Source organism: Enterobacter sp. BWH52 (assembly GCF_001037565.1).
GTDB lineage: Bacteria > Pseudomonadota > Gammaproteobacteria > Enterobacterales > Enterobacteriaceae > Enterobacter > Enterobacter hormaechei_C.
In genome coordinates, this window is sequence record NZ_KQ089854.1 from 228,635 (window position 1) to 246,917 (window position 18,283).

General features: G+C 58.6%; 18 protein-coding genes. 9 read left to right on the forward strand and 9 right to left on the reverse strand.

The genetic code is table 11. The features are described from left to right. Window positions 1–48 precede the first annotated feature (48 nt). Both SK47_RS01120 and SK47_RS01125 read left to right on the forward strand, forming a co-directional pair. Window positions 49–1,206 (forward strand): multidrug effflux MFS transporter, encoded by a 1,158-nt coding sequence (locus SK47_RS01120; RefSeq protein ID WP_023315099.1) that lies wholly within the window; start codon window positions 49–51, stop codon window positions 1,204–1,206. Between the two features lie 82 nt (window positions 1,207–1,288). Continuing rightward, complete coding sequence (locus tag SK47_RS01125) at window positions 1,289–1,585, forward strand: YicS family protein (protein ID WP_003861030.1); 297 nt, start codon at window positions 1,289–1,291, stop codon at window positions 1,583–1,585. 48 nt (window positions 1,586–1,633) lie between these two features. Here SK47_RS01125 and SK47_RS01130 read toward each other — a convergent pair whose 3' ends face one another. Continuing rightward, entirely contained in the window at window positions 1,634–2,584 is a 951-nt protein-coding gene (locus SK47_RS01130) for a LacI family DNA-binding transcriptional regulator (protein ID WP_003861033.1), read from the reverse strand. Between the two features lie 293 nt (window positions 2,585–2,877). On the opposite strand from SK47_RS01130, the gene SK47_RS01135 reads away from it, so the two are divergent. From SK47_RS01135 to SK47_RS01160, 6 genes are all read left to right on the forward strand, one after another. Beyond that, on the forward strand, window positions 2,878–3,192 hold the full coding sequence (locus tag SK47_RS01135) for a PTS sugar transporter subunit IIB (protein WP_003861034.1): 315 nt from the start codon (window positions 2,878–2,880) through the stop codon (window positions 3,190–3,192). Between the two features lie 11 nt (window positions 3,193–3,203). Beyond that, a complete protein-coding gene (locus tag SK47_RS01140) occupies window positions 3,204–4,532 on the forward strand; it encodes a PTS sugar transporter subunit IIC (RefSeq protein ID WP_023293713.1) in 1,329 nt (442 codons plus the stop codon). A 17-nt stretch (window positions 4,533–4,549) separates the two neighbouring features. Continuing rightward, window positions 4,550–5,926, forward strand: coding sequence for a glycoside hydrolase family 1 protein (locus SK47_RS01145; protein WP_022650104.1), 1,377 nt, complete (start codon window positions 4,550–4,552; stop codon window positions 5,924–5,926). A gap of 5 nt (window positions 5,927–5,931) precedes the next feature. Next, on the forward strand, window positions 5,932–6,234 hold the full coding sequence (locus SK47_RS01150) for a PTS lactose/cellobiose transporter subunit IIA (protein WP_014168006.1): 303 nt from the start codon (window positions 5,932–5,934) through the stop codon (window positions 6,232–6,234). A 138-nt stretch (window positions 6,235–6,372) separates the two neighbouring features. Beyond that, on the forward strand, window positions 6,373–7,752 hold the full coding sequence (locus SK47_RS01155) for a carbohydrate porin (RefSeq protein WP_022650103.1): 1,380 nt from the start codon (window positions 6,373–6,375) through the stop codon (window positions 7,750–7,752). A gap of 144 nt (window positions 7,753–7,896) precedes the next feature. Beyond that, window positions 7,897–8,802: an EamA family transporter gene (locus SK47_RS01160; protein ID WP_023315096.1), complete on the forward strand. Its 906-nt coding sequence runs from the start codon at window positions 7,897–7,899 to the stop codon at window positions 8,800–8,802. A gap of 48 nt (window positions 8,803–8,850) precedes the next feature. On the opposite strand, the gene nepI is transcribed toward SK47_RS01160, so the two are convergent. The 3 genes from nepI to SK47_RS01175 all read right to left on the reverse strand — a co-directional run bounded on the left by nepI (window position 8,851) and on the right by SK47_RS01175 (window position 11,184). After that, window positions 8,851–10,041 carry a purine ribonucleoside efflux pump NepI gene (gene nepI / locus SK47_RS01165; protein WP_048243362.1) on the reverse strand — a complete coding sequence of 397 codons (1,191 nt, stop codon included), beginning with the start codon at window positions 10,039–10,041 and terminating at the stop codon, window positions 8,851–8,853. A gap of 65 nt (window positions 10,042–10,106) precedes the next feature. Then, window positions 10,107–10,634: an SRPBCC domain-containing protein gene (locus tag SK47_RS01170; RefSeq protein ID WP_003861040.1), complete on the reverse strand. Its 528-nt coding sequence runs from the start codon at window positions 10,632–10,634 to the stop codon at window positions 10,107–10,109. A gap of 97 nt (window positions 10,635–10,731) precedes the next feature. Next, entirely contained in the window at window positions 10,732–11,184 is a 453-nt protein-coding gene (locus SK47_RS01175; RefSeq protein ID WP_003861042.1) for a DUF1198 domain-containing protein, read from the reverse strand. Window positions 11,185–11,283: 99 nt separating this feature from the next. Here SK47_RS01175 and SK47_RS01180 point away from each other — a divergent pair, with 99 nt between their 5' ends. Continuing rightward, on the forward strand, window positions 11,284–12,186 hold the full coding sequence (locus SK47_RS01180) for a LysR family transcriptional regulator (protein WP_003861044.1): 903 nt from the start codon (window positions 11,284–11,286) through the stop codon (window positions 12,184–12,186). On the opposite strand, the gene SK47_RS01185 is transcribed toward SK47_RS01180, so the two are convergent. From SK47_RS01185 to uhpA, 5 genes are all read right to left on the reverse strand, one after another. Further along, on the reverse strand, window positions 12,174–13,178 hold the full coding sequence (locus SK47_RS01185; protein ID WP_048209834.1) for an alpha/beta fold hydrolase: 1,005 nt from the start codon (window positions 13,176–13,178) through the stop codon (window positions 12,174–12,176). The genes SK47_RS01180 and SK47_RS01185 overlap by 13 nt on opposite strands. 161 nt (window positions 13,179–13,339) lie before the next feature. Further along, window positions 13,340–14,731, reverse strand: coding sequence for a hexose-6-phosphate:phosphate antiporter (uhpT, locus tag SK47_RS01190; RefSeq protein ID WP_023315092.1), 1,392 nt, complete (start codon window positions 14,729–14,731; stop codon window positions 13,340–13,342). Between the two features lie 132 nt (window positions 14,732–14,863). Continuing rightward, window positions 14,864–16,174, reverse strand: coding sequence for an MFS transporter (locus SK47_RS01195; RefSeq protein WP_045342659.1), 1,311 nt, complete (start codon window positions 16,172–16,174; stop codon window positions 14,864–14,866). Then, complete coding sequence (gene uhpB / locus SK47_RS01200) at window positions 16,167–17,672, reverse strand: signal transduction histidine-protein kinase/phosphatase UhpB (RefSeq protein WP_003861052.1); 1,506 nt, start codon at window positions 17,670–17,672, stop codon at window positions 16,167–16,169. Before uhpB ends, SK47_RS01195 begins: the two co-directional genes overlap by 8 nt. Beyond that, window positions 17,669–18,262: a transcriptional regulator UhpA gene (gene uhpA, locus SK47_RS01205; RefSeq protein WP_003861054.1), complete on the reverse strand. Its 594-nt coding sequence runs from the start codon at window positions 18,260–18,262 to the stop codon at window positions 17,669–17,671. The genes uhpB and uhpA overlap by 4 nt, the downstream gene beginning before the upstream one ends. Window positions 18,263–18,283: the final 21 nt, after the last annotated feature.

Sequence of the window (18,283 nt, forward strand, 5' to 3'; positions counted from 1 at the left end):
ATCACTGCCGGGCGGCGCAACGTTGCCCGGCCATCAGAGTAAATACCTATGGCAAAACTCTCTTTTTCTTTCGCGGCCATCCTTGGCCTGCTGACGGCGATCGGGCCGCTGTGTTCCGATTTTTATCTTCCGGCGCTGCCGGAGATCGCCACCCAGCTCAACACATCCACAACGCTGACGCAGCTTTCTCTCACCTCGGCGCTGATTGGCCTGGGGCTGGGACAACTCTTTTTCGGCCCGCTAAGCGATCGCATCGGACGTAAAACGCCGCTGCTGTTCTCACTTTTGCTGTTTGTACTGGCTTCAGTGCTTTGCGCCAGCACGCAGAATATTTACGCCCTGATCGGCTGGCGATTTGTGCAGGGCGTTGCCGGGGCGGGCGGCTCCGTACTTGCCCGCTCCATCGCCCGCGATAACTATCATGGCACGATGCTAACGCAGTTTTTTGCCCTACTGATGACGGTCAACGGCATCGCGCCCGTGGTGTCCCCGGTACTCGGTGGCTATATCGCGTCGCATTTCGACTGGCGGATGCTGTTCTGGGTAATGGCAGGGGCGGGTCTGGCGCTGCTGATCGCCAGCCAGCTTTTTATCCGCGAGTCCCTCACAGAGAAACAGGGCAGGGGATCGCTGACGCAAACAGCCAGGACGGTACTTAAAAATCGTCGCTTTATGCGCTACTGCCTGATCCAGGCCTTCATGCTGGCGGGGCTGTTCGCCTATATCGGGGCATCCTCCTTTGTGATGCAAAACGAGTATGGCCTGAGCGCCATGCAGTTCAGCCTGCTGTTCGGTGTGAACGGTATCGGCCTGATCGTCTCAGCGCTGATTTTCTCCCGTCTGGCACGCCGCCATCTGGCGGAAAGATTGATGCGAACAGGCCTCGTTCTGGCGTTGTCCTGCGCGGGGCTGACATTGCTCTTTGCGTGGATGCAGCTTTCCGTTCCGGCACTGGTTGCACTCTTTTTCACCGTCGCCTTTAACAGCGGGATCAGCACCATTGCGGGTTCAGAAGCGATGAGCGCAGTCGACACGAAGGAGTCCGGCACAGCGTCAGCCATTCTGGGCATGCTGATGTTTTTATTCGGCGGGATCGCAGCGCCTCTCGCGGGTATCGGCGGAGAAACGATGCTGAAAATGAGTCTCGCGGTGTTAGTAAGCTATGGCATTGCACTGGCGATCGGATCCCGCACGCAGAATGCGTAAATTCATACTTTTGGCTTGAATCGCGTTGATGAATGTAACGATATATTTCAGGGGAAGCATGTGACTTTCAAAGGAGGTTTCGATGAAATCTGCACACCTGGTTTGCCTGCTCGTTTGCCTGATTTTCGCTGCGTTTGTTCACGCGCAGGAGAAGAGCGCTCCGGAGAAAGAGGCCCAGATAAAACAGCAGGTCCTGAAAGATGTAAAGAAAACCTGTACCCCGCAGAAAAAGCAGAGCGATAAGGCCTGGCAGGCGATGATTTTGTCGTCTGAGGCCAATCAGCTGCTGATCAAAAACGCCATCACCGCCGTGAAGCGTGACAACCTGGACGCCTACTGGGATGCAGTCAGTCAGGTGGATTGTATGGAAGATTACTGAGGGTTGAGCGCCGGGTGGCGCTGCGCTTACCCGGCCTACATTACACGTTTAACGCTTCCGCACATCCGGAATAATTAAATCCCCGCGCAGCACGTAGGACCCCAGCATCTGCGTTTTCTCTGTCAGCCAGCTCACGATACGCGCCGCCATGGCGTCCATGGAATACTCAATGGCCGGGATCACCGGGATACCCGGCAGATGCAGCGAACCGCCGAGGCTAAAGACCATGATGTCTTCCGGTACCGATTTATTAAACGCCTGTAACTGCGGGATCACCCGCTGGGCTTCCTGCTCATCCGCCACCAGCAGCGCGTTGAAGTTCAGCGTGGACGCGTTGTTGAGTAATTCCTGAAGCGCAACGGACGATGAAGTTGCGTCCATAAACACGAGGTTGCGATTAAAGGGCAGGAAGTTTTTCTCCAGCGCATGTTTGTAACCCAACAGCACCTGATCGGCAAAGCCGCTGCCGTGCGGGTGGATGAGCGCTATCTGGCGACGCCCCTGGCTGGTGAGATAGTTGCAGGCTGTTTCAGCCGCGAACGCGTGATCGAACTGAATGCTGTTGGCGTTATCGGCTTCCATACAGTCGACCAGAATCACGTTGTCCATGTCCACGTCCAGCGGGAAACGCGCGCCAATCACCAGAATGTCATCACATAAGCCGCAGGAGAGTTCTTCAAGGGCGTTCATCACTTCTGTTTTCGTGTGTGCGAAACGCAGCAGCAGATGTTTTTGATGCTGGCTGAGGTGTTTTTCCAGCGCGTACAGGTAACCGGTGGTCTGGTTAATGTTTTCCTGCGCGCAAATCACCCCAATGCAGCCCGTCGACTGGCTGAGCAGCGACTGGGCGATCACGTTGGGACGATAGTTCAGCTCGTCCACCGCTTTCAGAACAGCCTGGCGGCTGGCTTCTTTAACGCCACGCGACCCGCTCAACACCCGTGATACCGTGGCTTTGGACACCCCGGCCAGACGCGATACATCGTTGATTGTAGACATCTCTCTCCCCTGTCAGACGCAACTGGCGTCTGTAATTTCCATCACCGCTACGGCTCACATTATAGCCAGAACGGAGTATATCCGTTTCCGTTTTCCATGGAAACCGATTTTCCGTTTCCACTCAATTTGATGCCAAAACAGCCAAATTATGTGACCCACATCCGGTTAATTAGCCTCATAAGTATTGGATCTTGATGGTTGTCACAGTTCTGTCTTTTATAAATGGAAACCGGTTTCCGTATCATGTCCAATCATCCTCGCAATAACTTTTTACATTTTGAGGATGGTTGTCGATGTTCAAGATTATGCTGTGCTGCTCTGCCGGGATGTCCACCAGCCTGCTGGTCAGCAAAATGATCGATGTTGCAAAAGAACGGGGCTTACCCGTGAAGATAGATGCGTATGGCGTATCCGAATTTGATACGCAGTTTCCGCACTATCAGGTGGTGCTTCTCGGACCGCAAGTGAAATACATGTTAAAGACACTCTCAGACAAGGCAGCGACGCAAGGCATTCCGGTGCAGCCCATCGACATGATGGATTACGGCATGCAGCGTGGCGATAAAGTACTGGACTATGCTCTGTCGCTTATCGAAGCGGCACACTAAAAGGTGTTCACATGAGTTCGTTATATCAATCTATGGTCGCGGTCATTGAGCAATCAATTACCCCGCTGGCCGCGAAGCTGGGTCAGCAAAAGTATGTGATTGCCATCCGCGACGGCTTTACCGCCGCGCTGCCGTTTATGATCATCGGCTCGTTTATGCTGGTGTTCATCTTCCCGCCGTTCTCGGCGGATACCACTAACAGCTTCGCCCGCGGCTGGCTGGATTTCTCCCAGACCTACCGAGAACAGCTGATGCTGCCGTTTAACCTCAGCATGGGCGTGATGACCTTCTTCATCTCGGTGGGGATTGGGGCGAGCCTGGGGCGTCAGTTTAACCTCGATCCGGTGATGTCCGGCCTGCTGGCCTTTATGGCCTTCCTGCTGGTCGCAGCACCCTATGCCGATGGCAAAATTTCGACCCAGTATCTCTCCGGCCAGGGGATCTTCACTGCGCTTATCACCGCGATCTACTCCACCCGCGTGTACGCGTGGCTGAAGCAGAACAACGTCACCATCCGCTTGCCGAAAGAGGTGCCGACCGGCGTGGCGCGTTCGTTTGAGATCCTGATCCCGGTGATGGTGGTGATCGGAACGCTGCACCCGCTGAACCTGTTCATTGAAGCGCAGACCGGGATGATCATCCCGCAGGCGATTATGCACCTGCTGGAGCCGCTGGTGTCGGCGTCTGACTCCCTGCCCGCGATTCTGCTCTCCGTGCTGCTGTGCCAGATCTTCTGGTTCGCGGGTATCCACGGGTCGCTGATTGTCACCGGCATCATGAACCCGTTCTGGATGGCGAACCTCTCGGCAAACCAGGCGGCGCTGGCGGCGGGCGCGGCGCTGCCGCACGTTTATCTGCAAGGTTTCTGGGATCACTACCTGCTGATTGGCGGCGTAGGCTCGACCCTGCCGCTGGCGTTCCTCCTGCTGCGTAGCCGCGTTACCCATCTGCGCACCATCGGCAAAATGGGCGTTGTGCCAAGCTTCTTTAACATCAACGAACCGATTCTGTTCGGCGCGCCGATCATCATGAACCCGATGCTGTTTATCCCGTTCGTGTTCGTTCCGCTGGTCAACGCCTGCCTGGCGTACGGCGCAACTAAACTCGGCTGGCTGGCTCAGGTGGTTTCGTTAACCCCGTGGACCACGCCCGCGCCGATTGGCGCCTCGTGGGCGGCGAACTGGGCGCTGAGCCCGGTGGTGATGTGCCTCGTCTGCATGGTGATGTCGGCGCTGATGTACCTGCCGTTCCTGCGCGCCTATGAGCGTACGCTGATTAAAAACGAAGAGCAGAAAGCCCAGGCTGCAACCGTGGGTGCCGCTGAAGCCACAAGCAATTAAGTCAAAGAGGAAGGGTCATGAAATACGCATTTCCCGATAACTTCTGGTGGGGCAGCGCAAGCTCCGCTCTCCAGACGGAAGGGACACGAGAGGGTGAAACCACGTGGGACTACTGGTTTGCCCGCGAGCCGAACCGTTTTCACAACGGCGTGGGGCCGCAGCACACCTCCACGTTTTATCAGCACTGGAAAACGGACATTCAGCTGTTAAAACAGCTGAACCACAACAGCTTTCGTACCTCGATTAGCTGGGCGCGCCTGATCCCCGACGGCATCGGTGAAGTGAACCCGGACGCGGTCGATTTTTACAATCAGGTCATTGATGAGCTGAATGAACAGGGCATCACGCCGTTTATCACCCTGTTCCATTTCGACATGCCGATGGCGATGCAGGAAATTGGCGGCTGGGAAAACCGTGACGTAGTGGACGCGTACGCCCGCTATGCACAGATATGCTTCGAGCTGTTCGGCGACCGCGTGCTGCACTGGTTTACCTTCAACGAGCCGATCGTGCCGGTGGAAGGCGGCTATCTGTATGACTTCCACTACCCCAACGTAGTGGATTTCCGCCGGGCGGCCACCGTGGCGTATCACACGGTGCTGGCCCATGCGAAGGCGGTTCAGGCCTACCGCGCCGGGCACTACGCGGGTGAGATCGGCATCGTGCTGAACCTGACGCCGTCTTACCCGCGCTCCCGGAACCCGGCAGACGTGAAGGCAGCGCACATTGCGGATTTAATGTTTAACCGTAGCTTCCTCGACCCGGTGCTGCGCGGGGAGTATCCGGCCGACCTGGTGGCATTGCTGAAATCTTACGATCAGCTGCCCGCCTGCAAGCCGGAAGACGGCTTCCTGATTGCGGAAGGGAAAATCGACCTGCTCGGCATTAACTACTATCAGCCGCGTCGCGTGAAGTGTCGCGACAGCGCGGTGAACCCGCAGGCGCCGTTTATGCCGGAGTGGTTCTTTGATAATTACGAGATGCCGGGCCGCAAGATGAATCCGTACCGCGGCTGGGAAATCTACGCGCCGGGTATTTACGATATTCTGGTTAACCTGCGCGACCATTACGGCAACCCCCGCTGCTTTATTTCGGAAAACGGCATGGGTGTCGAAAATGAGCAGCGCTTTATTGAAAACGGCCAGATTAACGATCAATACCGCATTGATTTTATTTCTGAGCATTTATCGTGGCTGCACAAAGGTATTAGTGAAGGCTGCAATTGCCTTGGCTACCATATGTGGACGTTTATTGATAACTGGTCGTGGTGTAATGCGTATAAAAACCGCTACGGTTTTATTCAGCTCGATGTAGAGACGCAGCAGCGCACCATTAAAAAAAGCGGAGAGTGGTTTGCCGCCACCGCCTTAAATAATAGTTTTGATAAAGAGTAAATATAATGATCGCACTAGAAGAAGCCGTAATGGAAATTATCGTCAACGCCGGGCAGTCCCGCAGCCTGTGCTTTGAAGCCCTGCACGCGGCGCGCCAGGGCAACCTTGACGAGGCCAAAAGCCTGCTGCGCGAAGCCGACGGCTACGCGCGCCAGGCGCACAAGATGCAGACCAAACTGATTGAGCAGGACGCGGGCGAAGCCCGCCAGCCGATGACATTAATTATGGTGCACGCGCAGGATCATTTAATGAATTCGCTATTAGCGCGTGAATTATCTGAAGAGATTATTCATTTATATCAGAGATAGTCTATGGCGAAATAATTTAATGTAATACCTCTGTACCTAAAACTAGAAATCCACTTGTTCTGATGATAGCGACATATTCTGTCAGATCGGAGCGGGATGGTTATTGTCTGAATAAAATTAAACTATATTGAGATAACCATGAATACGATTAAAAAACTTCCATTAACCATGGCGGTTATCGCCGCGCTTTGCCCAATTTCCGTCCTCGCTCAGGAATTCACTCAGGAGCAAATCGACGCCATTGTGGCGAAAGCGGTGGATAAAGCCCTGGCCGAGCGTCAGGCTAAAATGGATGCGGCGGTCGCGAAAAAAGCGGACGTGGTGACCGAGCCGCAGAGCGCGGCGCAATCCCCGGATATGGCGATCCCGTTCGGGGTTAAATTTACCGGCTACGCCCGCTACGGCGCGCACTTCCAGGCTGCCGATCAGAAATACGTGGCTGTCGATGGCTCCTACAACGGCGCGTCCGCGATCGGTCGTCTGGGTAACGAAGGCAACGGCGGCGAGTTCCAGCTCTCCAAAGCTTTCAAGGGCGAAAACGGCGCCATCTGGGACATCAACGTGATGATCGACCACTGGGGCGACGAAGTTAACCTGAAAAAGGCCTACGCGGGGGTGACCAACATTATGGCCTCCAACCCGAACGCCTATTTCTGGGCCGGTCGCGACTTCCACCAGCGTCCGCAGCAGGGTATCAACGATTACTTCTGGATGAACCACGACGGCCAGGGCGCCGGGGTGAAGAACTTCGATATCGGCGGCGTGCAGTTTGACGTCGCTGCCGTGGCGGCAGTGGAATCCTGTAGCCCGGAAGTGATGGAAGACGAAGCGAACCCGTCACGCATCACCTGTACCGGCGGGTCCGGCACGGGCGACAAAGGTAACTACGCGGCCACCTCTAAAATCCACGGCATGAAGCTCGGTCCGCTGGATCTGGAGCTGTACGCCAACTACGGCTTTGATTCAAAAGCGGTAGAGAGCGACGAGCGTCTTAACGCCTGGCAGGGTGGCGTGGTGCTGAGCCACACAAACGACAGCGGCGTGAACAAGGTGATCGCCCGCTACTCCGATAATTCGGACAACAGCGTGTTCAATAAAACCGAAGACCTGACCACGGTCTACGCCAGCTTCGAAGGGCTGTACAAATTCACCCAGGCGACGCAGGTGGAGTACATCCTCGCCTTCCACGATTACGACAATAGCCGCGATAAGACCGACAACCGCAAGAACTACAATGCCATCGTGCGCCCGATGCACTGGTGGAACGACGTTCACTCCACCTGGCTGGAAGCGGGCTGGCAGCACGTGGATTACGACAACGGCGGCGACAACAAGGGCTGGAAGCTGACCCTGTCGCAGAACATGTCTATCGCCATGGGGCCGGAGTTCCGCCCGATGCTGCGCTTCTACGTGACCGGCGGCAAGGTGGATAACGAACGCACCGCGCGCGTGAACAACACCAAAGATGAGACGCTGGACGACTTCAACGTCGGCGCGATGTGGGAGGCGTGGTTCTAAAGTAAAAGCAAAACGGCAACGAAAGTTGCCGTTTTTAGTGTTCGCTCCCTCTCCCCGTGGGAGAGGGCCGGGGTGAGGGCATCAGGCCGCACACAACCATGCTATGCTGTTGACCGAATTAACGACAACATAACAGGGGAGAACATGGGTTCCACACGCAAAGGGATGCTCAACGTCCTGATCGCCGCCGTTTTATGGGGCAGTTCCGGGGTTTGCGCGCAGTACATCATGGAGAAAAGCCACATTTCTTCGCCTTACCTGACCATGGTTCGTCTGCTGTTTACCGGCGTGATCCTGTTGACGCTCTCCTTCGTTCACGGCGACAAGATTTTCTCGGTCATCAAAAACCGCAAAGACGCCCTCAGCCTGCTGTTTTTCTCGCTGGTTGGCGCGCTCACCGTGCAGCTCACCTTCCTGCTGACGATTGAAAAATCCAACGCCGCTACGGCCACCGTGCTCCAGTTTCTGTCGCCGACCATTATCGTGGCATGGTTTGCGCTGGCGCGGAAAACGCGTCCCGGCATATTTGTCTTATCCGCGATTTTCACGTCGCTTGTGGGTACCTTCCTGCTGGTCACCCACGGCGACCCGACGTCGCTCTCCATCTCGCCTGCCGCGCTGTTCTTCGGTATCGCCTCAGCGTTTGCTGCGGCGTTTTACACCACCTATCCATCGACGCTGATTGCCCGCTACGGCACGCTGCCGATTGTCGGCTGGAGTATGTTGATTGCGGGATTAATGCTGACGCCGTTCTACGCCGGACGCGGCACCACCTTTGTGATCGACGGCGGCCTGCTGCTGGCGTTTTTCTACCTGGTGGTGATTGGCACCGCGCTGACGTTCAGCCTGTATCTGAAAGGCGCACAGATGATCGGCGGGCCGAAAGCGAGCATTCTGAGCTGCGCCGAACCGCTGAGCAGCGCGCTGCTGTCGGTGGTGTTGCTGGGGGTGGCATTCACCCTGCCGGACTGGCTGGGGACGCTGTTGATTGTGTCGTCGGTGGTGTTGATTTCGATGGATTCACGCAGAAGGGTTAAGGCATCGGCGTAGCCTGATGCCCTCACCCCAACCCTCTCCCACGGGAGAGGGAGAAAAGCACTACTTCGCCTTAACCTTCCCCGCCACCAGCAGCGCCGTCAGCAGCATCAGCGTGCCGGAAATCACCAGCGGTGACGTCAGCCCCAGATGGTCGAGCGCTACGCCGCCCACCGCCGCGCCGCAGGTGTTCGCCAGCTGGATCACCGCTACCTGAATCGACCCGGCTTTTTCCGCCTGATCGGCAAGCGAGCGGGTGATCCACGTCGACCAGCCCACCGGCACCAGCGCAAAGGCAAAGCCCCAGATAATCGCGATCGCCGAAGCCACCCACTTATCGCTACCCCACAACACCAGCACCGCGGCGCTGATCGCCAGCACCAGCGGGGCACCCGCCAGCGCCACCTTCAGGGAGCGCTTCAGGAACTGAGACGACAGTGAGGTGCCGACAAAACTGGCGATACCGAAGCTCAGGAGCACCAGCGTCAGGCCGTCCACGTCAAAGCCCGCCATGGTCATATACACCGGGCGGATATAGGTGAAGAAAGCAAACTGCCCGGCAAAGGCCATGAAGATGGCGGTCATCCCCGCCAGCACGCCCGGACGTTTCAGCAGCGCGAACATGTTCTGTTTGTGGTGCGCCGCTTCCCCCGGCAGGGACGGCAGCGCTTTCCACACCCAGATAATGCACAACACGCCCATCACCGCCGCCGCGTTGAACACGTTACGCCAGCCGATAATCCCGCCGAGGAAGCTGCCCAGCGGCGCGGCAATCACCAGCGCGATGGAGACCGCGCCGAAGATGACGGACAGGGCCTTCGGCACCGTACGCGCGGGCACCAGGCGCATGGTCAGCGAGGCGGACATCGCCCAGAAGCCGCCTAATCCCAGCCCCAGGCAGGCACGGCCGAGCAGCAGCAGGGTGAAGCTTTCAGCGAAAGAGACCAGCAGGCAGGAGAGCGTCAGCAGCATGCTGAACAGAATAACCACCTTGCGACGGTCGATGGTGCCGATCGCCTGAGTGATAAACAGGCTGGCGAACATCGCCACAAACGCGGTGACGGTAACAGACTGCCCCGCCACGCCCTCGGAAATGCCCAGATCCTGCGCCATCGGCGTCAGCAGGCTCACCGGCAGGAACTCGACGGTGATCAGGCAGGCGACGCAAAACGCCACGGAGAAAACCGCCGACCAGTTGGGGCGCGACACCTCTTTGGGCTGCGGTGTGGTCGTGGGCTGGGTATGTTCTGTCATGGCATCACCTGAAGATAAAAACGTGCGGAAAAGTCGCGCAGTTTATCATCAAAAGTGTGACGAATTTAACGTTTCGACAACTTTTCTTGCATCGCTGCATTCGCCAGCCCAACGATCCACTCCTGGTGCCCGTTGATCATCGGATTCGGCACGGTGCGAGCAAGTTCCTGTGCAGGAACGCCTTTCTGCGACTCCTGAGTCAGAATACGGACGCGGTTTCCCGGCAAGTCTTCAAACAGCCAGGCGTGGATCACATCCAGACGCGAGCTGGCATCGCCCTCCACCCAGCCGTGCCAGGCGATCCGTGCGGCTTCGCCGTCAACGGGCGGAACATACTCCGTGACCTGCGCCTCAACCGGGAAGCCAAAGGTCGTAAAGCGGAAGCGGGCGTTGGCGCTCAGTTCCGGACCGCTGCCGTCGTGAAAACGAATATCTTCGGCGTTGCTGTAGTAGTTCGGCCACAGGGTAGTGTCGTTAAGCTGCGCCCAAATCTCTTTTGCGCTCAGCCCGGCGACGATGATTTCGTTGGATGCAAAGTTATCGGTTGTGCCTGGCAGGTAGTCGTTTGGCCAGATAATGGCGGATTGTTTCATGGTTCACCTCATCAGCGAGTGGATGAAGTGATGGTGCGCCTGCGGCAGATATAAATCTAATGACGATGCTTTATACTCTTCATCACGTTTCGTGATATCAGTGCAGATAAAACACGCCCTCTTCCGGGAGGAAAAGCTGGTTATAGCGCAGCTGGAAGGCGTCAAGCTCCTGCGGATCGGGCTCTATCTCGCGCATGAAGCCGAGCGCGAGGCGGATTTGCGCATCGGTGATCGGTGCGGCCAGGCGGGCTTTACGCAGCATGCGGTGCCAGGTATGCAGATTCTCTTCGCTCCCGTCGACGATGCAGACCTGCCAGATAAGCAGGACCTGGGCGGCGTTTTGCAGGTGCGCTTCGTCTGGGCGCTCAAGGTAGCGGATAAACTCATTGCCCGGCGTTTTACCGAACTGGTCGATCATCGATTCTACCGGCATCGGGGTGATACCCAGCCGTTCGCTCAAGCGTTTGATGGCGCGGCGGGAATCCGAGGTCAGGACACGAAACCCAACTACAAACACCACGGCAAGCGTTGCCAGCATTATCCAGACCATGCGTTCTCCTTAGACTAGCCGCCCATCATAGCGGGAAACGCAACGCGTCGACAGCGGGCAGCGCCATAATAGTGAACGGAAAAGAGGTAGCAAAACATCATGAAAGCGGATCTGCGCACGCTGGATCTAAACCTGCTGAAAACGCTTGACGCTCTGCTGGATGAACGCAGCGTCACCCGCGCGGCGGCGCGTCTTGCTCTGACCCAGCCCGCCGTGAGCGGCATGCTCAACCGCCTGCGGGACTACTTCGACGATCCGCTCTTTATCCGCGCCCCGCACGGCATGGTGCCATCCACGCGCGCGGAAGCGCTGGCCGCTCCGGTGAAGCGCATTCTCGCGGATATCGACGTGCTGCTTCAGCCCGTTGCCTTTGACCCAAATACCGCTCGCCTCACCTTCACTCTTGCCGCTACGGATTATGCACTTCGGGCGGTTGTTGTGCCGTTTATCGCCGCCCTTAAAACACAGGCGCCTGGCATACGCGTGCGCGTGGTGCCCGTTACCCCCGGTAGCCTTGTCAGCCAGCTTGAGCAGGGCGCTATTGACGTAGCGCTTATCACCCCCCACACCACGCCCGATGAGCTTCACAGCCGTGCGCTTTATGAAGAACGGTACGTATGCATGATGCGCGCCGATCATCCAAACGCCGGAGAGCCAATGACGTTAGACCGATTTTGCGCCCTTGAGCATGTGCTGGTCTCTTACGAGGGAGACGGCTTTCGCGGGGTAACCGATAGCGCGCTGGAGAAAATTGGCCGGACGCGGCACGTGGGGCTCTCGGTGAGCCACTTTTTGGTTCTGCCGGACGTGCTGGCCCTCAGCGATATGATTGCCGTCGTGCCGTCACGCATCGCGGAAAATCAGACGGGGATGTTCATCTGCGAGACGCCAGTTCCAGTGCCAGGCTTTACCAAGAGCATGGCCTGGCACGGCAGAACGCACCGCAATCCCGCGCAGGCGTGGCTGCGCGGGCTGTTGCTGCAAACCAGTCAGCGGGCCTGAAGCCCCTTAAGCAGCGCCTCGTGGAAGCGCTCAGGATCCTGCATCTGCGGCGCGTGGCCCATGTCGTTAAATTCCACCAGCGTAGCGTGCGGGATGCGCTTCGCCGTCTCCTTTCCCAGCACCGCATAGTTGCCGAGCGTTTTGCGGATCTCAGGCGGGGCGAGATCTTTCCCGATGGCGGTGTTGTCCTTCGTGCCGATCATCAATAATACCGGCATCTTCAGCTCGTTAAATTCATAGACGACCGGCTGGGTATAAATCATGTCGTAGAGCAGCGCCGAGTTCCACGCCACGCGCGCTTTGCCTGGCCCGTTGTTTAACCCGGCAAGCATGGTGACCCAGCGCTCGTACTCCGGCTTCCACTCCCCGGCGTAGTAGGTGTTTTTCTCGTACTGACGAATGCCGTCGGCACTGACCTTCAGCTCACGCTGGTACCACTGGTCGACCGTAATATGCGGCACGCCGCGCGCTTTCCAGTCTTCAAGCCCTATTGGGTTCACCATCACCAGCTGCTGCACCTGCTGCGGCCACATCAGCGCGTAGCGGGTCGCCAGCATGCCGCCGGTCGAATGGCCGATAACCGTGACGCGATCGACGCCCAGCGTTTTCAGCAGCGCGTGGGTGTTATCCGCCAGCTGCTGGAAGGTGTACTGATAATGCTCCGGCTTGGTGGATTTGCAGAAGCCGATCTGGTCGGGTGCGATCACGCGATACCCGCTGGCTGAAAGCGCGCGGATCGTGCCGTCCCAGGTACCGGCGCAGAAGTTTTTGCCGTGCATCAGCACCACGGTGCGGCCGTTGGGTTTTTCCGGCTTCACGTCCAGGTAAGCCATATCCAGAGGCTGGTTCTGCGAGGTAAAGGTAAAGTGTTTTACCGGCCAGCCGTAGTCAAAACCTTCCAGCTTCTCGCCGTAGGTAGGTGCATTCGCGGCCATTGCGGGGGAGGCCAGCGCCATCAGCAGCGCCAGGCAGGACAATCGTCGGGTTAACATGCAAGCTCTCCGTTAGCAAAAGGGGCTAAGGCTGCACGAAAGGCGGCAGCAAAAACACTGTAGAGCATGGAGAAGGGTGAGTGTGTAAAGCGGGGTAAAGGTGTGGCGTACAAATAAAAAAGCCCGGCATCACACACCGGGCAAAGAAGTTACCTGCACACTCAGGCTACTTTTAATTTCTGCGCACGATTCTCACGGCGAATTTTACGTTCTTCCAGCACCGCTACCATCGCCATCAGGACGATACAGCCGATCGCTGCCGCATCCAGCGCCGCGAAGGTTCCCGCCCAGCCGGTGAGGCCGAAAATTGGCGTACCGTCGGCGATCATCCCCAGGCCAAGCTTGGCGAAGCTGTCGCCGATCAGGTAGGCGAAGGTGCCTTTAATCCCATCGGCGGCGCCGATCGCTTTTTTCGGCACGAACCCTACGGCCGCCACGCCAATCAGCAGCTGAGGGCCAAACACCAGGAAGCCGAGCGCGAACAGGGACGCCAGATAAACGTACTGGTTGCTGGCGTGCTGGTAAACGCCGAGCGTGGCGATAATCAGCGCCAGCGCGATGCAGGCCACCAGCGCGCGACGGCCGTTGGCGAGGTCGGAGAGCCAGCCCCACAGCAGCGTGCCGACCAGCGCGCCCACTTCGAACAGGGTGAAGCCCTGAATCGCCACCTCTTTAGAAAGCTTCAGCTCCTGGAAAGCATACACGGTTGACCACTGGTCAATGCCGATACGCACCACGTAGAGGAAGATGTTTGAGAAGCAGAGCAGCCAAATCACTTTGTTTTTCAGCACGTACTCAACAAAGATCTGCCATTTGGTCATCTCGTTCTCTTCGGTCTCTTTGTCCTCTTCGCTGATCTCCTCGCCGAACAGCTCTTCGGCTTTGCCGAGGCCGTACGATTCCGGGGAGTCGCTGCCGTAGCGAAGGCCGATAAAGCCGACGATCAGGGCGATAATCGACGGGAAGATAAACATGCCGATCACATGGCCGTCGAACAGGTAGTTTGCGCCGAACAGCGCTACGCCAGCCGCGCCCGCCCCGCCGAGGTTGTGGGAGATGTTCCACATGCCGAGGTAGGAACCACGCTTGCGGCGCGGGGTCCATTTGGTAATGGTGGAGTAGCTGCACGACCCGCCGGTACTCTGGAAGAAACCGCTCAGGGCGTAGAAGGCGATCATCAGGAACAGGCTGACGGACCCCGCGCCCATGCTGGCGCTGAAGCCGAGCATACAGATGGCGGAGAGGATCAGCATAAACGGCAGGAATTGCTTGGTGTTTTTGCCGTCTGCATAGTACGAGACAACGGTTTTCCCCACGCCGTAGGTGATGGAGAAGCCCAGGCCAATCATCCCCAGCTGCGTCATGCTCAGCCCGTAGGTCGAGATCATGTCGTTCTGCGCGATGTTAAAGTTTTTGCGGATCAGATACATGGTCAGGTAGCCGATGAAGACCACCAGATAGGACTGCATGAACGGTTTGAACCACATCTTGCGCCGCACGTCGAGCGGCAGATCCAGGGTCGGCTTGCGCACCTGGTTTAAGAAGGCCAGCATGGTTGGTTTACTCCTGAGCTGATTTTTGCAGCATTGTAAAAACCAGCCAGGAGAGATGCCTGAGACAGCGTCCAGGTGAAACCGGGAAAATTTCTTAGTTTTGCGCGTCTCGGCAGCAAAAGGTGAGGCGCGTCACGCTTCGCGCGGCGCCTGCGCGTGCAAAAACGGCAGTAAAAGCAGGGCGGAGATGCCCGCCGCGATGGCGATCACCGCGAAGAACCCGCTCCAGTGCCAGATGTCGATCACCCGCGCCAGCGGCCAGCCGGAGAGCGATGCGCCAAGATAGGCAAACAGCCCGACAAAGCCCGTCGCCGCGCCGGCCGCCTCTTTGTGGGAACACTCCGCCGCCGCCATGCCGATCAGCATCTGCGGGCCAAAGACGAAAAATCCGATGGTGAAGAAGCACGCCGCCTGCATCACGTAGCTGGCGAACGGCATCAACCATAGTGAGCCGACGGAGAGCAAGATCCCGGCGGCAAAAATCAGGTTCATCGGGCCGCGGTTGCCGTTGAACAGCTTGTCCGAGCCCCAGCCCGCCACCAGCGCGCCGATAAACCCGCCCAGTTCAAACATGGTCACCGCCGAGTTGGCGGTCACCAGATCCACGCCGAGCGTCTCGGACATGTACAGATTGCCCCAGTCGTTGATGGCCGCGCGCACCACGTAGACCAGCACGTAGCAGAGCGACAGCAGCCAGATGTAGGGGTTTTTCAGCACGTATTTGGTGAGGATCTCCTGGCGGGACAGCCCGGCCCCCTCCTGCTGCTGGGCGATCTCCATCTCGTCGTGCCGCCAGTCGCCCACCGGTGGAAGGCCGACGGTTTGCGGCCTGTCGCGCAGGCGCCAGCAGAGGAACAGCCCGGCAATAATCGCCAGGCCACCGGCAATCATCATCCCCGCGCGCCAGCCGTAGTGCAGCGCCGCGGCACCCACCACCATCGGGATCAGCGCCCCGCCGACGTTATGCGCGGTGTTCCATATCGCCCACCAGCCGCCACGCTCGTTGCGTGAGTACCAGGCGGTCAGCAGGCGGGCGCAGACCGGCGCGCCCCAGCCCTGGAAAAAGGCGTTCAGCGCCCACAGCAGGGCGAAGGCCCAGAGCGAGGTGGAGAAGCCAAACAGAATATTCACCACGCCGGTGGCGATCAGCCCGACGCCCATAAAATAACGCGCGTTGGAGCGATCGCTGACGATGCCGGAGAAGAACTTCGACAGGCCGTAGGTGATGTAAAACAGCGTCGCCAGCAGGCCGATATCGGTGCGGGTCATCACGCCGCTCGCGAGGATCTCCGGCGCGGCGGCGTTGAAGCTTTTGCGGGTAAAGTAGAACAGCGCGTAGCCGAGCCAGATGGTAATCAGGATATGGCGACGCCAGTAGCGGTAGCGGGAGTCGATTTCCGCTTTGTTGCTTAGCGGGGCGGCGCTGGCGGGGGTTTTAAACATGATGCGTCCTTAACGGCAAACTGACGCTGACGCGCGTCCCGTGGGTGCAGGAGAGGCTCAGCGTGCCGCCAAGCGCCTTTACGCGCTCGCGCATGCCCGCCAGGCCAAAGCCCTGCTGGCCGGAGCCCGGCGGCAGGCCGCAGCCGTCGTCTTCAATCACCAGCATCAGGCGCTCGTCCTGCTGCCAGCCCTGGATCGTGACCGCGCTGGCACTGGCATGTTTGACGATATTGTTCAGCCCCTCCTGACAGACGCGGAACAGGGTTACGCGCTGGCCTTCGCTCAGCGCAGATTCGTTAATTCGCCAGTCGAGATGGCTGACAATGCCGCGGCTTTCCAGCTCCATCTCGCGCATCAGAGAGCGTACCGCCTGCTCCAGGGAGAGATCGTCAAGCTGGCGCGGGCGCAGCCGCCCTAACAGGCGACGAACGGAATCATAGACGCCCAGCGAAAGCTGTTCGATATGCGCCCCGCCCTGCTTCACGCCCGCGTTTTCTGCCGCCAGGCGCTGAACAATGCCCGCCTGGGTACGGATGGCGGTGATGGTCTGGCCGATGTCGTCGTGCAGCTCGCGGGCAACCTCTTGCCGCACGCTCTCTTCCGTCTCAAGCAGACGCTCCGCCAGACGGCGGTTGCGCGCCAGCTCGTTTTGCAGGGACTGGTTCAGCTCGCGCAGGCGCTGTATGCCCGCGCCGAGCAGCAGCCCGGTCAGGCTCTGGGCCAGCAGGGAAAGCAGTAAATCTACCGGATGATCGTGCCAGGTCTGGCTGGCAATCAGCGCGATGGCGTTCATCAGCGTGGCGATCAATGCGCCCTGCCAGCCGTAGTGCCAGGCAAGGGCGATGATCGGCAGCGCCAGACAAAACGGCGTGAAGCGTGATAATTCAGCGGGGAGACCAAGCTGGAGCCACAGGCTCACCACAAACAGCAGCAGATACCAGATGAGATGCCGGGCGCGCCAGTTCACCGGCTGGGAGACCAGCGCCGGGCCGAGCGGCTGCCAGACAGTGCTTGTAAGATAATGCCAGATCACAAGGCAGGTCGGGGCCAGCGTCAGGCCGCCGGTAAGGGTCAGCAGCAGGGCGTTAAGCACCTCTTTTTCACCCACCCACGGCAGAGACTGCAACAGCGCGGCGGCAATTAGCGCCGCCCCCTGACGCAGCAGCGTGCGCCAGTCGCGCTGGTGACGATAGCGGGAAATGAGGGCGACCGGGATAAGCGTGAGCAGGCTTCCGGTCATCAATAACGGCAGATGCGCCAGCGCCACTTCCTGCGCCAGCCATATCAGCATCAGCCACTCTGCGCCCAGCAGCACCGGCCAGTAGCCGCGCGGGCATTGCAGCATCAGCCCCAGACGCAGGCCAAAGGGGAACAGCAGCACCGCCAGCTCCGGGCGTTCCACCAGATGCAGGCTGATACTCCACAGGCAGAACCACGCGGCGGAGAAGATAAAAAAGCTGGCGACAACGGCGATCAGCCGCGAAAAAAGGGAGTTCATTGCCAGCTGTCAAACATACGGCGCGCCAGCTCGACATCGTTACTGACGTTGAGTTTTTCCATCAGGTTGGCGCGATGAACGTGAACGGTCTTTGGCGACAATCCCAGCTCTACGGCAATCTCTTTCACCGACATGCCCTGGGCAAGTTTCTCTGCCACCTGACGCTCGCGCCGGGTGAGTGGATCCTGCCGTCCCGCCGCCAGCTTGATGGCGATATCCGGCGTCAGGTAGCAGCCGCCGGTGGAGACGGTGCGCACGGCGGCGATCAGCTCATCCGGGCTACAGCGTTTTGAGAGGAACCCGCGTGCGCCCGCGTTGAGCGCCTGCTCGACCAGCGCCGGGCTGTCGTGGACCGAGAGCATAATGGTCGCCATTCCTTTCGGCAGCTGGCTTAACAGCTCCAGCCCGGAGAGATCCGGCATCGAAATGTCGCAGATACAGACCTGCACCCCGCGTCCCGGCAGGCCCGCCAGCGCCTCGCGACCGGAGCCAAACTCGGCCACGACCTGGAAATCCGGTTCGAGGTTGAGAAGCTGGGCAAAGCCGGAGCGGACGATAAGGTGGTCGTCGATAAGGGCGATGGTGGTCATGTGTGTTCCTGCGGTCTGAAA

Coding starts and splice junctions, on each gene's coding strand:
- SK47_RS01120 (WP_023315099.1), top strand. CDS start 49: ATGGCAAAACTCTCTTTTTCTTTCGCGGCCATCCTTGGCCTGCTGACG.
- SK47_RS01125 (WP_003861030.1), top strand. CDS start 1,289: ATGAAATCTGCACACCTGGTTTGCCTGCTCGTTTGCCTGATTTTCGCT.
- SK47_RS01130 (WP_003861033.1), bottom strand. CDS start 2,584: ATGTCTACAATCAACGATGTATCGCGTCTGGCCGGGGTGTCCAAAGCC.
- SK47_RS01135 (WP_003861034.1), top strand. CDS start 2,878: ATGTTCAAGATTATGCTGTGCTGCTCTGCCGGGATGTCCACCAGCCTG.
- SK47_RS01140 (WP_023293713.1), top strand. CDS start 3,204: ATGAGTTCGTTATATCAATCTATGGTCGCGGTCATTGAGCAATCAATT.
- SK47_RS01145 (WP_022650104.1), top strand. CDS start 4,550: ATGAAATACGCATTTCCCGATAACTTCTGGTGGGGCAGCGCAAGCTCC.
- SK47_RS01150 (WP_014168006.1), top strand. CDS start 5,932: ATGATCGCACTAGAAGAAGCCGTAATGGAAATTATCGTCAACGCCGGG.
- SK47_RS01155 (WP_022650103.1), top strand. CDS start 6,373: ATGAATACGATTAAAAAACTTCCATTAACCATGGCGGTTATCGCCGCG.
- SK47_RS01160 (WP_023315096.1), top strand. CDS start 7,897: ATGGGTTCCACACGCAAAGGGATGCTCAACGTCCTGATCGCCGCCGTT.
- nepI (WP_048243362.1), bottom strand. CDS start 10,041: ATGACAGAACATACCCAGCCCACGACCACACCGCAGCCCAAAGAGGTG.
- SK47_RS01170 (WP_003861040.1), bottom strand. CDS start 10,634: ATGAAACAATCCGCCATTATCTGGCCAAACGACTACCTGCCAGGCACA.
- SK47_RS01175 (WP_003861042.1), bottom strand. CDS start 11,184: ATGGTCTGGATAATGCTGGCAACGCTTGCCGTGGTGTTTGTAGTTGGG.
- SK47_RS01180 (WP_003861044.1), top strand. CDS start 11,284: ATGAAAGCGGATCTGCGCACGCTGGATCTAAACCTGCTGAAAACGCTT.
- SK47_RS01185 (WP_048209834.1), bottom strand. CDS start 13,178: ATGTTAACCCGACGATTGTCCTGCCTGGCGCTGCTGATGGCGCTGGCC.
- uhpT (WP_023315092.1), bottom strand. CDS start 14,731: ATGCTGGCCTTCTTAAACCAGGTGCGCAAGCCGACCCTGGATCTGCCG.
- SK47_RS01195 (WP_045342659.1), bottom strand. CDS start 16,174: ATGTTTAAAACCCCCGCCAGCGCCGCCCCGCTAAGCAACAAAGCGGAA.
- uhpB (WP_003861052.1), bottom strand. CDS start 17,672: ATGAACTCCCTTTTTTCGCGGCTGATCGCCGTTGTCGCCAGCTTTTTT.
- uhpA (WP_003861054.1), bottom strand. CDS start 18,262: ATGACCACCATCGCCCTTATCGACGACCACCTTATCGTCCGCTCCGGC.